Source organism: Rossellomorea sp. NPDC077527 (genome assembly GCF_044542955.1).
In the GTDB taxonomy this organism is placed as follows: Bacteria; Bacillota; Bacilli; order Bacillales; family Bacillaceae_B; genus Rossellomorea; species Rossellomorea aquimaris_E.
This window is the reverse complement of record NZ_JBITVL010000002.1, coordinates 461592-480570: the sequence shown is the minus strand read 5'-3', so window position 1 is coordinate 480570 and position 18979 is coordinate 461592. Positions and strand designations below refer to the sequence as shown.

At 43.4% G+C, this 18979-nt stretch carries 21 protein-coding genes and 3 other annotated features; of the genes, 17 read left to right on the top strand and 4 right to left on the bottom strand.

Features of this window, described 5'->3' with window-relative positions:
- Nucleotides 1–454: 454 nt before the first annotated feature.
- The 5 genes from speD (at nucleotide 455) to dnaI (ending at nucleotide 4288) form a co-directional block, all read left to right on the top strand.
- Nucleotides 455–835 (top strand): adenosylmethionine decarboxylase, encoded by a 381-nt coding sequence (gene speD / locus ACIGG7_RS07630; protein WP_034756998.1) that lies wholly within the window; start codon nucleotides 455–457, stop codon nucleotides 833–835.
- A 133-nt stretch (nucleotides 836–968) separates the two neighbouring features.
- On the top strand, nucleotides 969–1349 hold the full coding sequence (locus ACIGG7_RS07625) for a cytosolic protein (protein WP_224939910.1): 381 nt from the start codon (nucleotides 969–971) through the stop codon (nucleotides 1347–1349).
- Nucleotides 1350–1431: 82 nt separating this feature from the next.
- A complete protein-coding gene (gene nrdR, locus ACIGG7_RS07620) occupies nucleotides 1432–1887 on the top strand; it encodes a transcriptional regulator NrdR (protein WP_206851214.1) in 456 nt (151 codons plus the stop codon).
- A 70-nt stretch (nucleotides 1888–1957) separates the two neighbouring features.
- Nucleotides 1958–3343: a replication initiation and membrane attachment family protein gene (locus ACIGG7_RS07615; RefSeq protein ID WP_397549671.1), complete on the top strand. Its 1386-nt coding sequence runs from the start codon at nucleotides 1958–1960 to the stop codon at nucleotides 3341–3343.
- Between the two features lie 12 nt (nucleotides 3344–3355).
- Nucleotides 3356–4288, top strand: a complete 933-nt coding sequence (gene dnaI, locus ACIGG7_RS07610; protein WP_224939911.1) for a primosomal protein DnaI — start codon at nucleotides 3356–3358, stop codon at nucleotides 4286–4288.
- Nucleotides 4289–4365: 77 nt separating this feature from the next.
- On the opposite strand, the gene ACIGG7_RS07605 is transcribed toward dnaI, so the two are convergent.
- Nucleotides 4366–4509 carry a hypothetical protein gene (locus tag ACIGG7_RS07605; RefSeq protein WP_224939912.1) on the bottom strand — a complete coding sequence of 48 codons (144 nt, stop codon included), beginning with the start codon at nucleotides 4507–4509 and terminating at the stop codon, nucleotides 4366–4368.
- 73 nt (nucleotides 4510–4582) lie between these two features.
- Here ACIGG7_RS07605 and ACIGG7_RS07600 point away from each other — a divergent pair, with 73 nt between their 5' ends.
- The 7 genes from ACIGG7_RS07600 to ACIGG7_RS07570 all read left to right on the top strand — a co-directional run bounded on the left by ACIGG7_RS07600 (nucleotide 4583) and on the right by ACIGG7_RS07570 (nucleotide 10326).
- Entirely contained in the window at nucleotides 4583–5449 is an 867-nt protein-coding gene (locus ACIGG7_RS07600) for a putative sporulation protein YtxC (protein WP_397549306.1), read from the top strand.
- A 52-nt stretch (nucleotides 5450–5501) separates the two neighbouring features.
- Nucleotides 5502–5757, top strand: a binding site (T-box leader).
- Between the two features lie 58 nt (nucleotides 5758–5815).
- Nucleotides 5816–7747 (top strand): threonine--tRNA ligase, encoded by a 1932-nt coding sequence (thrS, locus tag ACIGG7_RS07595; RefSeq protein WP_397549305.1) that lies wholly within the window; start codon nucleotides 5816–5818, stop codon nucleotides 7745–7747.
- A gap of 204 nt (nucleotides 7748–7951) precedes the next feature.
- Nucleotides 7952–8091: a sequence feature (ribosomal protein L20 leader region), on the top strand.
- An 88-nt stretch (nucleotides 8092–8179) separates the two neighbouring features.
- Nucleotides 8180–8683, top strand: coding sequence for a translation initiation factor IF-3 (infC, locus tag ACIGG7_RS07590; protein WP_034757009.1), 504 nt, complete (start codon nucleotides 8180–8182; stop codon nucleotides 8681–8683).
- Between the two features lie 23 nt (nucleotides 8684–8706).
- Nucleotides 8707–8907, top strand: a complete 201-nt coding sequence (rpmI, locus tag ACIGG7_RS07585) for a 50S ribosomal protein L35 (protein ID WP_032087387.1) — start codon at nucleotides 8707–8709, stop codon at nucleotides 8905–8907.
- 28 nt (nucleotides 8908–8935) lie between these two features.
- Nucleotides 8936–9295 carry a 50S ribosomal protein L20 gene (gene rplT / locus ACIGG7_RS07580; RefSeq protein ID WP_034757014.1) on the top strand — a complete coding sequence of 120 codons (360 nt, stop codon included), beginning with the start codon at nucleotides 8936–8938 and terminating at the stop codon, nucleotides 9293–9295.
- 87 nt (nucleotides 9296–9382) lie between these two features.
- Nucleotides 9383–9661, top strand: coding sequence for a DUF1294 domain-containing protein (locus ACIGG7_RS07575; RefSeq protein WP_224939915.1), 279 nt, complete (start codon nucleotides 9383–9385; stop codon nucleotides 9659–9661).
- A gap of 95 nt (nucleotides 9662–9756) precedes the next feature.
- Nucleotides 9757–10326, top strand: coding sequence for a TVP38/TMEM64 family protein (locus ACIGG7_RS07570; protein WP_224939916.1), 570 nt, complete (start codon nucleotides 9757–9759; stop codon nucleotides 10324–10326).
- 22 nt (nucleotides 10327–10348) lie between these two features.
- Here the strand turns inward: ACIGG7_RS07570 and ACIGG7_RS07565 are convergent, their stop codons facing one another.
- On the bottom strand, nucleotides 10349–10747 hold the full coding sequence (locus ACIGG7_RS07565) for a sigma-w pathway protein ysdB (RefSeq protein WP_224939917.1): 399 nt from the start codon (nucleotides 10745–10747) through the stop codon (nucleotides 10349–10351).
- A 145-nt stretch (nucleotides 10748–10892) separates the two neighbouring features.
- Between ACIGG7_RS07565 and ACIGG7_RS07560 the strand changes: the two genes are divergently transcribed.
- Both ACIGG7_RS07560 and ACIGG7_RS07555 read left to right on the top strand, forming a co-directional pair.
- Nucleotides 10893–11381, top strand: a complete 489-nt coding sequence (locus ACIGG7_RS07560) for a dUTP diphosphatase (protein WP_397549304.1) — start codon at nucleotides 10893–10895, stop codon at nucleotides 11379–11381.
- Between the two features lie 100 nt (nucleotides 11382–11481).
- Nucleotides 11482–12567 (top strand): M42 family metallopeptidase, encoded by a 1086-nt coding sequence (locus ACIGG7_RS07555; RefSeq protein ID WP_224939922.1) that lies wholly within the window; start codon nucleotides 11482–11484, stop codon nucleotides 12565–12567.
- Between the two features lie 199 nt (nucleotides 12568–12766).
- Here the strand turns inward: ACIGG7_RS07555 and sspI are convergent, their stop codons facing one another.
- Nucleotides 12767–12982, bottom strand: coding sequence for a small acid-soluble spore protein SspI (gene sspI / locus ACIGG7_RS07550; RefSeq protein WP_206851204.1), 216 nt, complete (start codon nucleotides 12980–12982; stop codon nucleotides 12767–12769).
- A 124-nt stretch (nucleotides 12983–13106) separates the two neighbouring features.
- Here sspI and ACIGG7_RS07545 point away from each other — a divergent pair, with 124 nt between their 5' ends.
- The 3 genes from ACIGG7_RS07545 to pheT all read left to right on the top strand — a co-directional run bounded on the left by ACIGG7_RS07545 (nucleotide 13107) and on the right by pheT (nucleotide 17719).
- Nucleotides 13107–13868 carry a TrmH family RNA methyltransferase gene (locus ACIGG7_RS07545; RefSeq protein ID WP_397549303.1) on the top strand — a complete coding sequence of 254 codons (762 nt, stop codon included), beginning with the start codon at nucleotides 13107–13109 and terminating at the stop codon, nucleotides 13866–13868.
- Nucleotides 13869–13926: 58 nt separating this feature from the next.
- Nucleotides 13927–14163, top strand: a binding site (T-box leader).
- A 76-nt stretch (nucleotides 14164–14239) separates the two neighbouring features.
- Nucleotides 14240–15277 (top strand): phenylalanine--tRNA ligase subunit alpha, encoded by a 1038-nt coding sequence (gene pheS, locus ACIGG7_RS07540; protein WP_224939924.1) that lies wholly within the window; start codon nucleotides 14240–14242, stop codon nucleotides 15275–15277.
- A gap of 27 nt (nucleotides 15278–15304) precedes the next feature.
- Nucleotides 15305–17719, top strand: coding sequence for a phenylalanine--tRNA ligase subunit beta (pheT, locus tag ACIGG7_RS07535; RefSeq protein WP_397549302.1), 2415 nt, complete (start codon nucleotides 15305–15307; stop codon nucleotides 17717–17719).
- Between the two features lie 320 nt (nucleotides 17720–18039).
- Here pheT and rnhC read toward each other — a convergent pair whose 3' ends face one another.
- Nucleotides 18040–18963 (bottom strand): ribonuclease HIII, encoded by a 924-nt coding sequence (gene rnhC, locus ACIGG7_RS07530; protein ID WP_397549301.1) that lies wholly within the window; start codon nucleotides 18961–18963, stop codon nucleotides 18040–18042.
- Nucleotides 18964–18979 lie beyond the last annotated feature (16 nt).

The window sequence follows — 18979 nt, the reverse complement described above, 5'->3', positions numbered from 1 at the left end:
ATTAGTACTATCAATAAATAGTGTAACTAAATTAGAATCACAGAGTGGATTGTAGCGGAAGGCACTTGACTCCTGCGGGAATAGCGGGAAAGTTGAGACCCCACAGGGCAAAGCCCGAGGAGGCTCAACTCACGCCCCGCCGGAAAGCAAGTGCCTGGAGCGGAAAGGAACGGTCTTCAAAGAAAACGAGATCTCTCTACTATGCTCTTTATTGAAAAAGAGAAAAGGATTTTACTTTTATATGGTTAAAAAACTTTATAAAAATTTATTGCAAAAGAGATTTAAACAAAGTATACTATTTTTCGTGAACTTCTTATTAGCAAATGAATACTGATTTAACTACTTAAAGGGTTAGGACCTCTTCGGACTAACTTTCCCCCGTGGTAGTTAAGATTTTGCCAAAGGATCCGTTCATTTTGACGAAAAAAATCATGTCAAAGGGGGAAATACGAAAATGGAAACAATGGGACGTCATGTAATCTCTGAATTATGGGGTTGCGATTTTGAAAAATTAAACGATGTAGTAGGAATTGAGAAAACATTCGTAGATGCTGCACTTAAATCAGGTGCAGAAGTTCGTGAGGTGGCTTTCCACAAATTTGCTCCTCAAGGTGTAAGTGGAGTGGTAATCATCTCAGAATCACATTTAACGATCCACAGTTTTCCTGAACATGGTTATGCCAGTATTGATGTATATACTTGCGGTGATTTAGATCCTAATATCGCTGCTGAATATATTGCTGATGCTCTTGGTGCTGACACACGCGAAACAATCGAATTGCCGCGTGGTATGGGTCCAGTACAAGTGAAAAAGTCTCAGGCTCAAGCCCTTTAATCGATAATAACTCAGAAGAGATGCGTGTTTCATGCATCTCTTTTTTTGTGCGCTCCTTCACTGTGCATTATTATGGGTTTTTCAATTTTGCCTTTTCGTGTAAAATAAGGGTAACTAAAGGGAGGAACTTGAAATGAGTGGATTACGCACCCTATTAAAACGATTTCAATCGGAATGTGAAACATCCGATCAGCATGAAGATAAAGAACTGCAATCACGCTATTATAAATCCATGCATCAAGGTGCATTTAATGCAGTACTAGGTTTGTTCTCATCGGCCGAGTACGATGTGATCTCACAGTCCAAAGATAGAGGGGAAATCACGGTCCGGAAAAACGGAACGCCCCAATTGTTCATCGTCGCCACGGTCATCACGGTGAGACCGCTTGAAACGGCAGTCGATTTCAAAATTAGTGCAGATAAAGGAAAGATCTTTGGTACATATACCGTTTTAAAAGCACAGATCAGTCATTATTATCACCAGCTTGATAGTGAGTTGACCAAAGCGAAATAACGGTAAATCCTTCAGAAGCTTGTGTAAGTCGCGGCTTTTTTATATGATGAAGGTAATAGTTTGTAATAACGGAGCTGATATTATGAAGTGCCCGTCTTGCCAGCATAATGGTACACGAGTAGTGGACTCCCGTCCTGCTGATGAAGGACGTTCAATCAGAAGAAGAAGAGAATGCGAAGTATGCAATTTTCGCTTTACGACCTTTGAGAAGGTTGAAGAGCTTCCTTTGATTGTCGTGAAAAAAGAAGGGGTAAGAGAAGAGTTTAGTCGAGAAAAGATTTTGAGAGGGCTGATCAAGGCCTGCGAGAAGCGCCCTGTTCCTCTTGAGAGGTTAGAAAAGATCTCAACGGATATTGAAAAGGATCTTCGGAATCAAGGTGCTTCCGAAGTAGAATCTGTGAAGATCGGTGAGATGGTCATGGATCATCTTGCTAAAGTAGATGAAGTGGCATATGTCCGTTTTGCATCCGTATATCGACAGTTTAAAGATATTAATGTATTTATAGACGAATTAAAAGAATTGATAAAAAAAGAGTAGAAGAATGAGCTGAAGATGATATTCTTTAGCTCTTTTCTCTTTATTTATTGAAAGGTAGAATCCAACTATGATGAAGAAGCATTGGAATGAAATACAACCGATCGATCACTACACGGTGGGGACTAATGGGATGCTTCAGGAATATGACCGGAAAATCATCACATTTCTATACCAGCCTTTAATCGGTTCCGTATGCTACAGCCTCTATATGAGCCTGTGGGGGGAAGTGGAAGAAAACCGTCTCTGGTCGACGGATTCCACTCACTATCATCTGATGAATGTTCTGTCTGTCAACCTTCAGGACGTTTATGAAGCAAGGATGAAGCTTGAAGGAATTGGGTTGTTGAAGGTTTATGTGAAAAAGGATCAAGAAGACCGCCGTTTCCTTTATGAATTGCAGCCGCCACTGTCTCCCCAGGAATTCTTTCATGATGGAATGCTGAATGTATATTTATACCGTAAGATCGGCCGGACCCATTACTTGCGTTTGAAGAAGTTTTTCTCTGATGTAACGGTTGATCACGATCATTACACCGATATCACACGTTCCTTTCAGGATGTGTTTACATCGGAGCCGATCAATTTCCTTCACCATGATGCAAATATGGATTCCGAGACTGCCTCTGGTGAACAATATATGAAATATGGAAAGAATGATGGACTGGCCCTGGACGAAGTCGATTTCGACTTTCAATTATTGCTTGGCGGGTTATCTGAATCCATGGTTCCCCGGAAAGCTTTTACGGAAAAAGTGAAGGAAACCGTATTGAAGCTGAGCTACCTTTATGGAATCAATCCCCTTCAAATGAAAAATATCGTCTTAAGCTCCCTGGATGCCGATGATTCAATCGATATTGAATTGCTGCGTAAAACGGCACGGGACTGGTATGGCATGCAAACCGGAGACCAACTGCCCGATTTGACAACAAGACTTGAGCCAAAGAAACCCGAGGTGCGCGATCAACCGCTTTCTCAGGAAGAAGAGCTCATTGAATATCTGGAAACCACGTCACCGAAGGATGTGTTATCGGACATATCCAATGGCGGGTCACCTTCAAAGGCGGATCTTCAGGCGGTTGAAGAAGTACTCATGGCCCAAAAACTGCCGATCGGCGTCATGAATGTGCTGATTCAATATGTTCTGTTGAAAACGGATATGAAGTTGACAAAGGGATACATGGAGAAAATTGCGTCTCATTGGTCCAGGAAGAAAGTGAAGACGGCTAGTGAAGCGATGGATCTCGCCAAAAAAGAACATAAGCAGTACATGGAGTGGGCGGAAGGTAAGAAGGAAACGAAATCGAACAGGCGGAGAAAGCCGATTCGTACAGAGAAGCTTCCGGACTGGTTTAAGGAAGAGGAAACCACTGAAGAATCCGACACGTCTTCTGACGGATACGACTTTGAAGCGGAAAAGAAAAAACTCGAAGAAGAATTAAAAAATTTTCGGAAGTAGGTGAACATAACGGTGGAGAAAATAAATAACACCCTAAAACGGTTGGCGACTTCTGGTTCGTTTCAACAACGATATGAACAAATGAAAAAAGAGATCCTGGAAAATAGTGATGTGAAGGATTTTATCCGCAGGAATGAAGGTGTTGTAACAGCTGAAATGGTCAATGGTAGCCTGATGAAGCTGTATGAATACATCTCGCAAAGCAAGGAATGCCGGTACTGCCCATCCTTACAGGAATGTAAGAATATGATGGAAGGTTATGACCCTCATTTAGTGATCAGAGGCAACACCATCGACATCGATTATCATCGCTGTCCCCGCAAGGTCATCCATGATGAAAGAACGAGTGCTCAGCGCTTGATCAAAAGCTTATATGTACCGAAAGATATTTTACAAGCGTCTTTCCAGACACTCGAGCTTGATTCGAAAAGCCGCCTGGAAGCTGTGCGTTTGGCAAAGAATTTCGTAGAGACATATCAAGAAGGAACCAAGATGAAAGGTCTTTATTTTTACGGAAAATTCGGGGTAGGCAAATCCTATCTGTTGGGAGCCATGGCTAACGAACTTGCTGAGAAAAAAATAGCTTCCTTAATCGTATACGTTCCCGAGTTCTTCCGGGAAATCAAACAATCACTTGGTGATAATTCGGTCAATGAAAAACTCGAGATGGTGAAAACAGCACCGATCCTCATGCTTGATGATATCGGAGCAGAAACGATGTCGAGTTGGGGAAGGGATGAAATCCTTGGAACCATCCTCCAGTATCGGATGCTTGAAAACCTGCCGACATTCTTCACCTCCAACTTCAACTTCAGCGAGCTGACCCATCACCTGACGTACAGTCAGCGCGGGGAAGAAGAAAAGTTGAAGGCTGCACGGATCATGGAGCGAATCAAGTATTTGTCGAAGCCAGTGTTGATTGATGGTAAGAATAGAAGAGAATAGGTTGATGGAGAGGGAATCGGATGCGGTTTCCTTTCTTTTTTTATGAGATAATGATGCTGGGTTATTTGCATTATTTGTTAAATGGCTGGATTTTTTGAGATTTCGGTCGGTTTTTCAAAGGAAACGGCCGGATTATCGGCGAAAACGGCTGGAATGTCACATCGAACAGTCAACCATGGCTGAATCAGCCCCAAATAGCCCTTCCCCAAAAAGAAATTCACTCATCAACTTCTAATTTATACAAGCCTCCCATATATATAAATCAGGGAATTGGGTTTAAGGAGGCGAGAAAGTTTGATTGAATTTATTTTCAAGCAAAAAAATGATGCAATAAAGCTTCAAGAATACCTTAATAAAGAGTTCATCCAATCATGGTTCCATGAAACACTCTTTCAACATAAAACTCACTATAATCTGACGATTGAGGTTTCCCCCTTCTTCAAGGAGAGAGAAAAGCTGTTCAACGGGGTTTCTAAATTCGTCATGAATGATAAATGTATGGATTGGTCCGAATCAGTCCTGCGGGAAAATTACCTTTATGAAGATATTGATGAAATCAATCAAATTTTAGAAATTGTGTCAGAGATGAGGATGGGGGAACGACCGGAATTGATGGAACTGGTCGGGGAATGGGACGAAGCAGGTTGCGTCCGTGACAGTTTGGAACATTTGATGGAAGGGAAGGCACCCATATCATTCGACTCCTTTAGCAAATTCAGGTTGAAGAAGCTTCAGGAGAGGATTATCCTGATGGTTGACCTGGCCATAGAAGAATATAAGATGGAGCAGGAATACCAGATGTTTGTTCATATGCTCAGGGAGTATCTTGCGTCCAGGGAACAGAAGATGTGTACAATCCATTTATATTCGACGGGTTATGGTTTCCGATTTTTTGATGAAGATATGAAAGAAGTGACCCGGCAGGAATTGACGAAGGCGATTGATAAGCGCTTGCTGACGAATCATCCATTATACGTTGATTCGTACACCATCGCGCCGTTATTATCCCTTGCCCCGGAGAAAATCCTCGTTTATGGCAATGGTGACCACCAATTGATCAGGACCCTTCAAAATATTTTTGAAGAGCGGATCGACCTTTTGCCGTTGAGTTATTTTCCTGATACTCTCTTATATCCTTCATGGGATATCGCGAATGAATAGGCTTGCTTTTCCAAGCATAACCGATTATAATACCTACATAATAAGTCAATAAATAAAGGTTATGATGAGGACAAGAATATTTCTATTCTATTCACAGAGAGGGAAGTCACAAGGCTGCAAGCTTCCTAATTCGTTAGGGATATTTACCACCTCGGAACTGCAATCATGAACTGGGTCATACAGGATTCACAGTAATGATTGACGGCTAAATGTCGTTATTCGTTTTCAATGAAGTCATTGTCTGTTTATTCGCATTCAATGAGAAGTTGGGTGGAACCACGAGATTACTTACTAACCTCGTCCCTTCAAATGTGAAGGGGCGGGGTTTTTTATGTTTTTTAACGATACTTTAAGGAGTGAAATCACATGTCAGAAGTAGTGAAAATTCAGTTCCCAGATGGAAATGTCAAGGAGTTTCCTAAAGGGACAACGACAGAAGAGATTGCTGCGTCCATCAGTCCCGGACTGAAGAAGAAGGCGCTCGCTGGTAAAATAAATGATGCATTGATTGACTTGCGCACAGGGATTCAGGAAGATGGAGCGATTGAGATTGTTACGGCTCCTTCCGAAGATGCGCTTGAAATCCTTCGTCACAGTACAGCCCACTTAATGGCACAGGCAATTAAGCGTTTATATCCTGAAACAAAGCTTGGAATCGGGCCGGTCATCGAAGGCGGATTCTATTATGATATCGATTCAGAGCATACATTCACTCCGGAAGATCTTCCAATGATCGAGAAGGAAATGAAGAAGATCACAGGAGAAAACTTAGAGGTTGTCCGTAAAGAAGTAAGCCGCGGGAAAGCTCAGAAAATGTACGAAGAAATCGGTGATGAGTACAAGCTTGAACTGCTTGAAGCCATTCCTGAAGGGGAGCAGGTTTCCATTTATGAGCAGGGTGAATTCTTCGACCTATGCCGTGGAGTGCACATCCCGTCTACAAATAAAATCAAGGAATTCAAGCTGCTAAGCATTGCCGGTGCCTACTGGCGTGGTAACAGTGATAATAAAATGCTTCAACGTATTTACGGTACAGCTTTCTTCAAGAAAGAAGACCTTGAAGAGCATCTTCGTCTCTTAGAAGAAGCGAAAGAGCGTGATCACCGTAAAATCGGTAAAGAATTGAACCTTTTCATGAACTCACAAAAAGTGGGACAAGGTCTTCCAATGTGGCTCCCTAAAGGTGCGACGATCCGCCGTATCATCGAGCGTTATATTGTTGATAAAGAAGAACGTCTCGGTTATGATCACGTCTACACGCCGATCATGGGTAGCGTAGAGCTGTACAAAACAAGCGGTCATTGGGATCACTATCAGGAGAATATGTTCCCGGTCATGGAGATGGACAATGAAGATTTAGTCCTTCGCCCGATGAACTGCCCTCATCATATGATGATTTACAAAAACGGCATCCACAGCTATCGTGAACTGCCGATCCGTATCGCCGAGCTTGGTACGATGCACCGTTATGAACTATCTGGTGCTCTGTCCGGACTTCAGCGTGTACGCGGGATGACTCTAAATGATGCCCATATCTTTGTACGTCCTGATCAAATTAAGGAAGAATTCAAGCGTGTCGTGCGTCTTGTTCAGGAAGTCTACAAAGACTTTGATCTGAATGACTATTCGTTCCGTCTTTCTTACCGTGATCCTGAAGATACGGAGAAGTACTTCGATGATGATGAAATGTGGAACCGTGCACAAGGAATGATCAAGGAAGCAATGGATGAACTGGATGTTGAGTACTTTGAAGCAGAAGGGGAAGCGGCATTCTACGGTCCTAAACTGGACGTTCAGGTGAAAACGGCCCTTGGTAAGGAAGAAACACTATCCACTGTTCAATTGGACTTCTTACTTCCAGAGCGCTTCGACCTAACGTATGTAGGGGAAGACGGGAAGCAGCATCGCCCGGTTGTTATCCACCGTGGGGTTGTATCCACAATGGAACGCTTTGTGGCATTCCTGATCGAAGAATACAAAGGAGCTTTCCCGACTTGGCTTGCTCCAACGCAGGTTCAAGTGATCCCGGTTTCTCCGGATGTTCACTTCGACTACGCGAAAGAAGTGAAAGAAAAGCTTCAAGCTGAAGGGCTTCGTGTGGAAATCGATGACCGTAATGAAAAAATCGGTTATAAGATCCGTGAATCACAAATGAGTAAAGTCCCTTATATGCTTGTCGTGGGAGACAATGAAATCAAGGAAACAGCTGTCAACGTCCGTAAATACGGGGAACAGAAATCAGAAACGATTTCTCTTGATGCATTCATCGCTCACATCACAAAAGAAGCGAATCGCTAAAAAAGAAGAGGGACGGACCTCCAAATGGTCATTGTGGTTTACCATAATGTTTCCGTTGGAGGTCCGTCCCTACCAATGAATTTCAAAAAAACTGTTGCACTCTCCTGAGATGTCTGATATTATGAAATACGTTGTGATAATAAATGATTATTTGACAGCGGTATTGTCATGTGATATAGTATCTAAGGTGAATTGAATACAGTTTGGTACAAGAAGGAGCTACCCGCTTCTCACCTGAATAACGCGTTCGTGCTGTTTACAGGTATGTGATTGACTATTAAAGCCATTTATATATGCTTAATAATCAGGTGCGGGTGTTTCGACACTCGCATCTTTTTTTGTGTGCAAACGCGAAAAGGGATTGCGAGTGCGTCGGCCAAAGCCGTGTATTCTTTTAATAAACCTTGGAGGTGGCTAATTATTAGCAAAGACATGATCTTAAACGAAACGATTCGTGCCCGTGAAGTACGTCTTATCGATCAAAACGGGGAGCAGCTTGGAATCAAATCCAAGAATGAAGCTCTTGAAATTGCTGAACGTGTAAATCTTGATCTTGTTCTTGTTGCTCCAAATGCAAAACCACCCGTTGCTCGTATCATGGACTACGGTAAGTTTAAGTTTGAACAACAGAAGAAAGAAAAAGAAGCACGTAAGAATCAGAAGATCATCAATCTTAAAGAGGTGCGTTTAAGCCCGACGATTGATGAGCATGATTTCAATACTAAGCTTCGTAATGCTCGTAAGTTCCTTGAAAAAGGAGACAAAGTGAAAGCGTCAATCCGATTTAAAGGTCGTGCGATTACGCACAAGGAAATTGGTCAACGCGTTCTAGATCGCTTCTCTGATGAGTGCAAAGATGTAGCAACCGTTGAATCAAAACCGAAAATGGATGGTCGCAGTATGTTCTTGGTGCTTGCACCAGTTAACGAAAAATAAGAGGACCCGAGGAGGAAAAGCACATGCCAAAAATGAAAACTCACCGCGGCTCAGCTAAGCGTTTCAAGAAAACAGGTTCTGGTAAACTTAAACGTTCACACGCTTACACAAGCCACTTATTCGCAAACAAATCTACTAAAGCAAAGCGTAAGCTACGTAAAGCGGCTGTTGTCTCTAAAGGAGATTTCAAACGCATTCGTCATATGCTTGACAACCTAAAATAAGAAGTAATAGAAACAGGAGGGAATTATTATGCCACGCGTAAAAGGCGGAACAGTAACACGCAGACGTCGTAAAAAAGTTCTTAAATTAGCCAAAGGTTATTTCGGTTCAAAACATACTTTATATAAAGTAGCAAATCAACAGGTTATGAAATCATACATGTATGCTTATCGTGACCGTCGCCAAAAGAAACGTGATTTCCGTAAACTATGGATCACACGTATCAATGCGGCTGCACGTATGAACGGTCTTTCTTACAGCCGTTTAATGCACGGATTGAAACTTGCTGGTATCGAAGTAAACCGCAAAATGCTTGCTGAGCTTGCGATTTCTGACGAAAAAGCATTCAACCAATTAGCTGATGCTGCTAAAGCTCAACTAAACAAATAATAATCGCTAATCCGTTAGCGAAAAAAAGGACTGGCCCCGGCCGGTCCTTTCTTCATATCATCAACCATATAGAAAGCAGGTAGAATCATGGGAGCATTGACTGAAATCTTATACTTATACGCCGTCGTCATCAATATCATCGGCTTTATCATTATGGGCAGGGATAAAAGAAAAGCAGAGCGCCATGAGTACCGGATCAGCGAGCGGGTCCTGTGGCAGGTTGCGATTGTAGGGGGAAGCGTTGGAGCCTACATAGGAATGAAAGTATACAGGCATAAAACCAAGCATAAACAGTTCGCCATCGGCTTTCCGCTACTCGTCATGCTTCATTGCATACTGTTTATCTGGCTGAATGCAAACCTTTGAAACCAAAGTTTTCATTCTTTAACCCGTCTCGTTTACATACTATATAAAGAGTGTGTAGAAACAGCTTAGAAAAGCAGAAGGAGGTCGCGTTAGCCATGGACGAACGGTTGGTTGCTGCATTCGCCCTGATGGAATCAAGCGGATATATGGCTCCTGTTCTGTTTATCTTATTTCACGTCCTGAGGCAATTTCTGTTCATCCCCGTCGCCCTTGTCTGTATGGCCGGAGGAGTCTTGTTCGGAAGTCTCTTCGGCACTCTGTACTCCTTGATCGGATTAACGCTCTTATCTGTCACTTTTTATTTTGTCATTAAAGGCTTCAAATCGTTTTATGAAAAGCTGCTTAGATTGAAAGAGAAGTGGTTCGGCCGGAATGCGACCCTCACCACGGGCCAGATCGCGGTTCTCCGGTTGATACCATTTGTTCACTATCAATTGCTTAATCTATGCCTGCTCGAGCGGAAGAAGGAGCTCAAACCCTTCGTTCGTGCATCTGTCCTTTCAAACATTCCCCTGGCGTTTTTTTACACCGTCTTCGGCCAATACATCAAACAATTTTCCCCGCCTATTCTTGTCATGATCTTCATTGCACTCATTGTCCTATTTTACTTATTGAGAGAAAGGGTACGTGTCATTGAGTGGAGAGAGTTTTTTCCGGGTAAATAACATCAAAAAACGACCAGCTGAGCTAGTCGTTTTTTTGTTGCGTTTTTTGAAGGAATTCATGGATTGGGCTTTTCCAGTCGAGTTTGGCATTTGGGTATCGTTCTTTGATTTCATTCTGTAAGTATTCGAAGTCCTCCTGGGTGAGTCCTTTCAGCGAGGAGACATTTTTCGTCCATACAAAAATGGATACCACTTCGAAAGACCGCTCTGTAGCCCCGAGGTATTTTTCACCCTCGAATAGCACGCCTTTATACGTTATGTGAAAGTTCTTTCGGACATTTTCCTGATCATCGAGAAAATAAAACCGTTTTTGTTCCTGGGCAAGCTCCAGTTTTCGCTTTGGGTTTATGATATATTTCACACTGCTGTATAAAAGATAAATGATAAGTAAAAAAATCGCTAATCGAATAATCCAAAGCATCACGATTACCTCCATAGGCATATTTCTTCCACTATTATTTACGGTTAGAAAAGAAAAAGGTTTCATTTTATTATAAATTTGTTTAAAAATTTGTCATACTAAGAGAGAGAACCATAGATAAAGACATCATAAGGGGAGAGTTACAATGAATATTGAAACGTTATTGGACATGCAGAAGAAACTTGATCAGCATATCGAAGAGGAACATGGTCTGGAGCAGGAAGACCTTATCGACAAGAAAATCCTTGCTCTGCTCGTCGAAGTGGGAGAACTCGCAAATGAAACGAGAAGCTTCAAGTTCTGGAGTACAAAACCATCTTCTTCAAAGGAGGTCATCCTGGAGGAATTCGTGGATGGAGTACACTTCATCCTGTCACTGGGAATTGAAATCGGCATACAGCAATTCGATTTAGGGGAGACGAATTATACAAACGAAGATGTGACAAAGCAGTTCATGGACGTGTTTAAATATGCGAATCATTTTGCTGCAGAACGGTCGGTTGAACATTTTCAGGAATTATTCAGACACTATGTATATCTCGGGGAACTCCTCGGATTTACCCATGAAGAAGTGTTTGATGCCTATGTAAAGAAAAATGAAGTGAATTATAATCGTCAAAAAGAAGGATATTAAGCAGGAGGTTATTCTTCTGTAAAGAAGATTCAGGGAATTTTGATGAATCACACATGTTCTAGTATAATGAAAGAGTATGAATATTTAGGGGGTCGAAACAATGGCGAAATTAGATGAAACATTGACTATGCTCAAGGATTTAACCGATGCCAAAGGCGTGCCTGGTAATGAAAGAGAAGTACGTGAAGTCATGAAGAAATACATAGAGCCGTTTGCAGATGAAGTAACGACAGATAATTTGGGGAGCCTGATCGCCAAAAAAGTAGGCGATGAAAATGGTCCTAAAATCATGGTGGCGGGGCACCTGGATGAAGTCGGATTCATGGTCACCCAAATCGACAGTAAAGGGTTCCTGCGCTTTCAAACGGTAGGTGGCTGGTGGTCACAGGTCATGCTTGCCCAGCGGGTGACGATCGTGACAAGCAAAGGGGAAGTAACAGGTGTGATCGGAAGCAAGCCGCCGCATATCCTGCCTCCTGACGCCCGGAAAAAACCGGTTGAAATCAAGGACATGTTCATTGATATCGGTGCATCAAGCCGTGAAGAAGTACAGGAATGGGGAGTAAAGCCTGGAGACATGGTGGTCCCTCATTTCGAATTCACTGTGATGAACAACGAAAAGATGCTTTTAGCGAAAGCATGGGATAACCGCATCGGATGTGCGATTGCCATCGATGTTCTGAAAAACCTGAAAGATGAGAAGCACCCGAACATCGTATATGGAGTCGGTACGGTACAGGAAGAAGTGGGTCTGCGTGGAGCAAGAACGGCTGCAGCCAAGATTCAGCCTGATATCGGCTTTGGTGTGGATGTCGGAATCGCAGGCGACACACCGGGAGTGTCTGATAAAGAAGCCTCAAGTAAGATGGGGGAAGGCCCTCAGATCATACTATATGATGCGTCCATGGTTTCCCACAAAGGTCTTCGCGATTTTGTGACCGACACCGCAGACGAGCATAACATCCCGTACCAATTCGATGCCATCGCAGGTGGAGGAACAGATTCAGGAGCGATCCATTTAACGGCAAATGGAGTTCCTGCCCTATCGATCACCATTGCCACTCGCTATATCCATTCACATGCAGCGATGTTACATCGTGATGATTACGAAAATGCAGTGAAATTGATTACAGAAGTGATCAAGAAGCTGGATAAGGATACAGTGGCAAAGATTACGTTTGATTGATCATTTTTTAAAAAGATGTCTTTGGTTTTTATTGAACCAGGGCATCTTTTTTTGACTACAGTATTCATTTCAAAACAGCTTGATAATCGTATTAGGACACCAAATTCGTATCCTAACCATTAAAAAAGTTCCTGACCGTGGTCTCTTTTTCTAAATTAATACAAAACAAAGGCAACCCCATTCAGGATTGCCCTTGTTTCTAATGCATTTGCTGCAATGATTCCTCTAATGTTTCAAGAACCATTTTTTGTTCCTGCGGATCTGCGTTTTGCCAGAAGACTTCAAGAAGTACACCGAGGCCAGGAAGAGTTTTTTCTTCTCCCCCTTGGATGGCGTCAACGATTGTGTCTCTCAGCTCGTCCTGGTTGTTTCCAGATACGTTGTGTATGATCGCTTTTCGTAAGTTAAGATTCATCACACATTTCTCCTTTTTGCTAGGATGAGGAATTCATTGTTATCTTGTCTCAAATTGAATTTATTATGTATGAAAGTTAAGGTATAATGAGACCTTGAATAGTAACCTAAAGGAGCGGATACGATTGAAGTATATTCAATCATCGAAAAACCCTGTTGTAAAGCAGTGGAAGAAATTATTGACCAAAAAGGAACGGGATCTCACCCGCGCATATATAATCGAAGGCTTTCACCTCGTGGAGGAAGCATTGAAACAGGAGGATACGGTTCTTGAAATGATCGTGGTAGAAGGGATCGATCTTCCACAGAAATGGACGGTGGAGTCGGTTTCCATGACGATGGTATCCGATGAAGTCGGGAAAGCATTGTCTGATACAGAGACTTCACAAGGAGTCTTTGCCATTTGTAAACAAAAAGAAGATGAGCATGATATTAAAAGAGCAAAAACCTTCATGATTCTCGATGGTCTGCAAGATCCCGGAAATATCGGTACGATCATCCGTACGGCCGATGCGGCGGGAATGGATATGGTGGTGCTCGGAAAGGGGACGGTTGACCCTTATAACCCTAAAGTACTCCGTTCAGCACAAGGAAGCCACTTTCACATTCCCATCGTCAGAAGGGATCTTTCAGAAACCATTCCAGCCCTGAAAGAACGTGGGATACCGGTTTATGGGACCGCGCTTGAAAATGGAGTCGAATATTCAACAGTCGAGCCTGGTCCTTCTTATGCCCTCATCGTAGGAAACGAAGGAAATGGTATGTCCAAGGACGTTTTAACTGAAACCGATCAAAACCTCTACATCCCGATTTACGGGAAGAGTGAGTCATTGAACGTAGCGATTGCGGCAGGCATTTTATTGTACTATTTCAAAAATGGGCAGTGAAATTCGTGAAAAGGTTTGAAATATGCCGGGAAATTCACTATAATAAGGCACATATAATTTAAAAACGTTGAAAGAGGAAAGTAGCACATGACCTTCTTCAAGGGAGAGAATGCCCTGGACTGTAAGCATTCTTAAGAAAACATGATGTGAACATTTCACCTCTCGAGTTGGCATCGGGACCATGAGAATGTAAAGATGCTCCGGCATAAGCCGTTATCCGAATGAAGTGAGTATGTCTATCTATCTTTAGATATGCTTATAAGGGTGGTACCGCGATATAAACCTCGTCCCTTTTTGGGATGGGGTTTTTTTATTTGGTTGGAAATCCGGAAAGCGCCATTCGGACGATATACATTAAAGGAGGAAGTATAATGGAGGACAAATTACGTTCCCTTCAACAAGAAGCCATTGAAAAAGTGAACGAAGCACAAGACTTGAAAGAATTGAACAACATCCGCGTTGCTTACCTAGGGAAAAAAGGACCTGTAACCGAAGCGTTAAAAGGAATGGGGAAACTTTCTGCTGAAGAACGTCCTAAAATGGGTGCGCTTGCGAATGAAGTACGTGGAGCGATCACCGAAACGATTGAAGCGAAGCAGGCCGTTCTTGAAAAAGAAGCGGTTGAAAAGAAGCTTCAATCTGAAACGATTGATGTTACATTACCAGGTCGCCCTGTGAAGAAGGGAAATCATCATCCTCTTACTATGATCGTAGAAGAAATCGAAGATCTGTTTATCGGTATGGGTTACACTGTTGCTGAAGGACCTGAAGTCGAAAAGGATTATTACAACTTCGAAGCCTTAAATCTACCGAAGGGACATCCGGCCCGTGACATGCAGGATTCTTTCTACATCACGGAAGAAACCTTGCTTCGTACCCACACGTCACCGGTTCAGGCAAGAACGATGGAGCTCGCCAAAGGCAAGGGACCGATCAAAATCATCTGTCCGGGTAAAGTGTACCGACGCGATACAGATGATGCGACCCACTCTCATCAATTCACACAGATCGAGGGCCTTGTCATTGATGAAAACATTCGCATGAGTGACCTGAAAGGAACGCTGAATGTGTTTGCCAAGAAAATGTTCGGTGAAGACCGCGAAATCCGCTTACGTCCGAGTTTCTTCCCATTCACAGAGCCATCCGTCGAGATGGATATCTCTTGTAAGATCTGTGGAGGAAAAGGCTGTCGTGTATGTAAAGGAACTGGCTGGATCGAAATTCTTGGAGCGGGGATGGTTCATCCGAATGTCCTTGAAATGGCAGGATTCGATTCAAAGAAATACACAGGATTTGCATTCGGTATGGGACCTGAGCGTATTGCGATGCTGAAATACGGTATCGATGATATTCGTCATTTCTACACAAACGATACGCGTTTTGTCACACAGTTCGGAACGGAAGAGTAATCGAAAATCGGGTAGGAGGTACAACACATGTTTGTTTCATATAAATGGTTGGAAAATTACGTAGACTTATCAGGTGTCACACCTGAAGAGTTGGCAGAGAAAATTACAAGAAGCGGGATCGAAGTGGAAGGCGTTGAACGGATCGGCGAAGGTATCAAAAATGTGGTCGTCGGCCATGTCCTTCAATGTGAGCCACACCCTGATGCGGATAAATTAAATAAATGCCTGGTGGATGTCGGGGAAGAAGAACCTGTCCAAATCATCTGCGGGGCACCGAATGTAGCAAAAGGTCAGAAAGTGGCAGTTGCAAAGGTGGGAGCGGTCCTTCCTGGCAACTTCAAAATCAAAAAAGCCAAACTCCGTGGCGAAGCGTCACACGGGATGATCTGTTCCCTTCAAGAGCTTGGAGTCGAAGGGAAACTCGTACCGAAAGAGCATGCAGAAGGGATCTATGTATTCAGTGATGATGCAGAGGTCGGTCAGAATGCGGTTGAGTTATTGAACCTGGATGATGCCATTCTGGAACTTGGCTTAACGCCTAACCGTTCAGATTGCTTAAGTATGCTGGGTGTCGCATATGAAGTGGCAGCGATACTGGATCGTGATGTGAAGCTTCCTGAAACGAACCTTTCAGAAGGTAACGAAAAAGCATCTGATTATGTGTCGGTAAACGTAGAGGCGATAGAGGATAACCCTCTATACGGCGCCAAAATCATTAAGAATGTCAAAATCGGCCCATCTCCACTATGGATGCAAAATGCGCTGATTTCAGCTGGAATCCGTCCTCATAACAATGTAGTAGACATCACAAACTACGTGCTATTGGAATATGGTCAACCGCTGCATGCCTTTGACTATGACCGCCTGGGTTCAAAGGAAATCCTGGTCCGTCGTGCCAAGGATGGAGAATCCTTCGTTACTCTGGATGACGCGGAAAGAACGTTAGCAAGCAGCCAGCTGGTCATCACCAACGGTACCGAGCCTGTTGCCCTTGCCGGAGTGATGGGGGGAGCGAATTCAGAAGTTCAAAACGATACGACGACCGTTCTTCTTGAAGCGGCTTACTTCACTGGTGCGATCGTAAGGGGAGCTTCGAAAGATCATGGACTGCGAAGCGAAGCAAGCACCCGTTATGAAAAAGGAGTGGACCCGAATCGTGTCCTAAGGGCTGGAGAAAGAGCGGCCGGGCTGATGGCTGAATATGCCGGAGGGGAAATTCTTGAAGGAACTGTATTAGTGAACGAAATGGATGTAGAACCAGTTAAAGTTGACATTACGTTAGATAAAATCAATTCTTCTCTGGGTACAGCCATTACAGTTGAGACAGTGGAAAATATTTTCCGCAGGCTTCAATTTGATGTAGAGGTGAATGGCGAAACATTCGTCGTAACAGCTCCTACAAGAAGAGGGGACATTACCATCCCAGAAGATTTACTTGAAGAAGTGGCACGCCTTTTCGGATATGACAATCTTCCATTGACCCTTCCAGAAGGAGAAGGGACGCCTGGCGGACTAACCAATCACCAGTTGAAACGTCGTACGGTACGCCGATATCTGGAGGGAGCGGGACTTCTGCAGGCCATCACGTATTCGTTGACAAATGATAAGAAAGCAACCCAATACGCACTGGACGTCAGAGAGCCTGTTCGTTTATTGATGCCAATGAGTGAAGAGCGCAGCAACCTTCGCCTAAGCATCATCCCTCAGCTTCTAGAAGTGGTTTCATATAACAAAGCACGTCAAAACGATTCTCTTGCCTTTTATGAAGTCGGATCCGTTTTCTTATCTGAAACTGGTGAAGAGCTACCACAGGAAGAGGAACATATTGCAGGAGCTCTAACTGGGCTTTGGCATCAACACGCTTGGCAGGGTGAGAAAAAGCCGGTTGACTTCTACGTTGCAAAAGGAATCCTTGAAGGGATGTTTGAAGAAATCGGTGTTTCTGAAGCCATCACGTACCGTCAGGCAACGGTAGACGGCATGCATCCAGGTCGCACCGCTGAAATTCTATTGGATAACGAAGTGATCGGTTTCGTTGGAGCCATCCATCCGGAAGCGGAAAAGGAATTGGATTTGAACGAAACCTATGTGTTCGAACTGAAAGCTTCACCTGTTTTCCATTATGAGAAACCGGCATTAAGTTATACGCCGATCCCTCGTCACCCATCCATCACTAGAGATATCGCCCTTGTTGTGGATGTGAAGGTGAAAGCAGGAGAATTAGAATCCATCATTAAAGAAGCGGGAGGAAAGCTTCTGAAAGAAGTATCCGTCTTCGACCTTTACGAAGGAGAGCATATGGAAGCGGGCAAAAAATCCCTTGCATTCTCCCTTAAATACTTCGATCCGGCCAAAACATTGACGGATGAAGAAGTAGTGAAAGTCCATGATGGAGTCCTTGCTGCAGTAAGGGAAAAAGCAGGTGCGGAGTTAAGAGGATAATATTGAAGAGAGGTGTCAGACATTTGGTCTGGCATCTTTTTTTGTATGTTTGCCTGTTGAAAAATAGCGGTAGTTTGACAGGAGAAATAGGCCTGGAATTCAGCAGGTGAAATACGTCTGATATTTAACAGGTGAAAAAATCGTTACATTTACCGGTTAAAATCTCTCCTGAATTCACCTGCTGAATAAACAGGAATATTCATCTGCTGAATCTCATGAAAAATCAGCAGTTGAACTTCATCCATACTACAAAGCTAAACCAAATCCATCGCCACATCACAAACAAAAAATCCCCACCGCTAAAACCGGTGGGGCCAACCTTATTTCCTCGCTAACTTCATCGCCTTCTCGCTATTCGCAAAATGCCATTTGGTCATTGATTTTAATTCCTCGATCCCTTTTCGCTTGATGATCTTGGCCGCGGCGACATCCACGTGTTTTCCAGCGCCCTTTGGTATTTCGAAGCCTGCTTTTGCACTCAGCTTGTCCATTTCTAACAAGAAAGCGTAGCGGGCTATGATCGAGGCCGCTGCAACAGCAAGATGGATGCTTTCGCCTTTTGTGCTGAAGTAGACTTTGTCCTTTTGGACTTTTTGTTGAGCAGACACGTGTTTGAAGTATGTATTTTTTTCTACGAACTGATCGATTAAGATGCCCTCGGGCTGTTCGGGAGACATCTTTTCTAATAGGTTCAGGATGGCTTTGTTGTGCAGGAGTGCTTTCATCTTCCCCTGTGTCATTCCCTTTGCCTGCATTTCATTGTATTTCGGGTTGTGAAGGATCAGCAAAGAATATGGGATGGTCGAGATGAGATCCTTGGCTATGCTGATGATTTGAGGGTCGGATAAGTTTTTTGAATCCTTAACCCCGAGTTCTTTCATGAGGGGAATATGCTCTTTCTTTACGTAAGCACTGACCACAGTGATCGGACCGAAGAAGTCTCCTGTACCCACTTCATCTGAACCGATGACAGACCATTCAGCGAAATGATCTGGTAGAGACGTCGTTCCTTTGGAAGGGGATTTCACCTTTGTGGGCTCGCTGCTTCCCCATTGACTTGCCTCTCCTTCTCCATTTGCACCTTGAAATAATACTTTCCCGGATTTATAGGCGGTGATCGTGCAGCCTGATGGCTTCGCAACAAATATGGCACCAGGCGGCAACTTGTCCGTTAAGACCCTTTTGTAATGGTCTTTCATTTTGTCTATCGTTTGCTTATTGGTTTGTATGACGGTATTGGCCACGTTTCTCTCTCCTTAT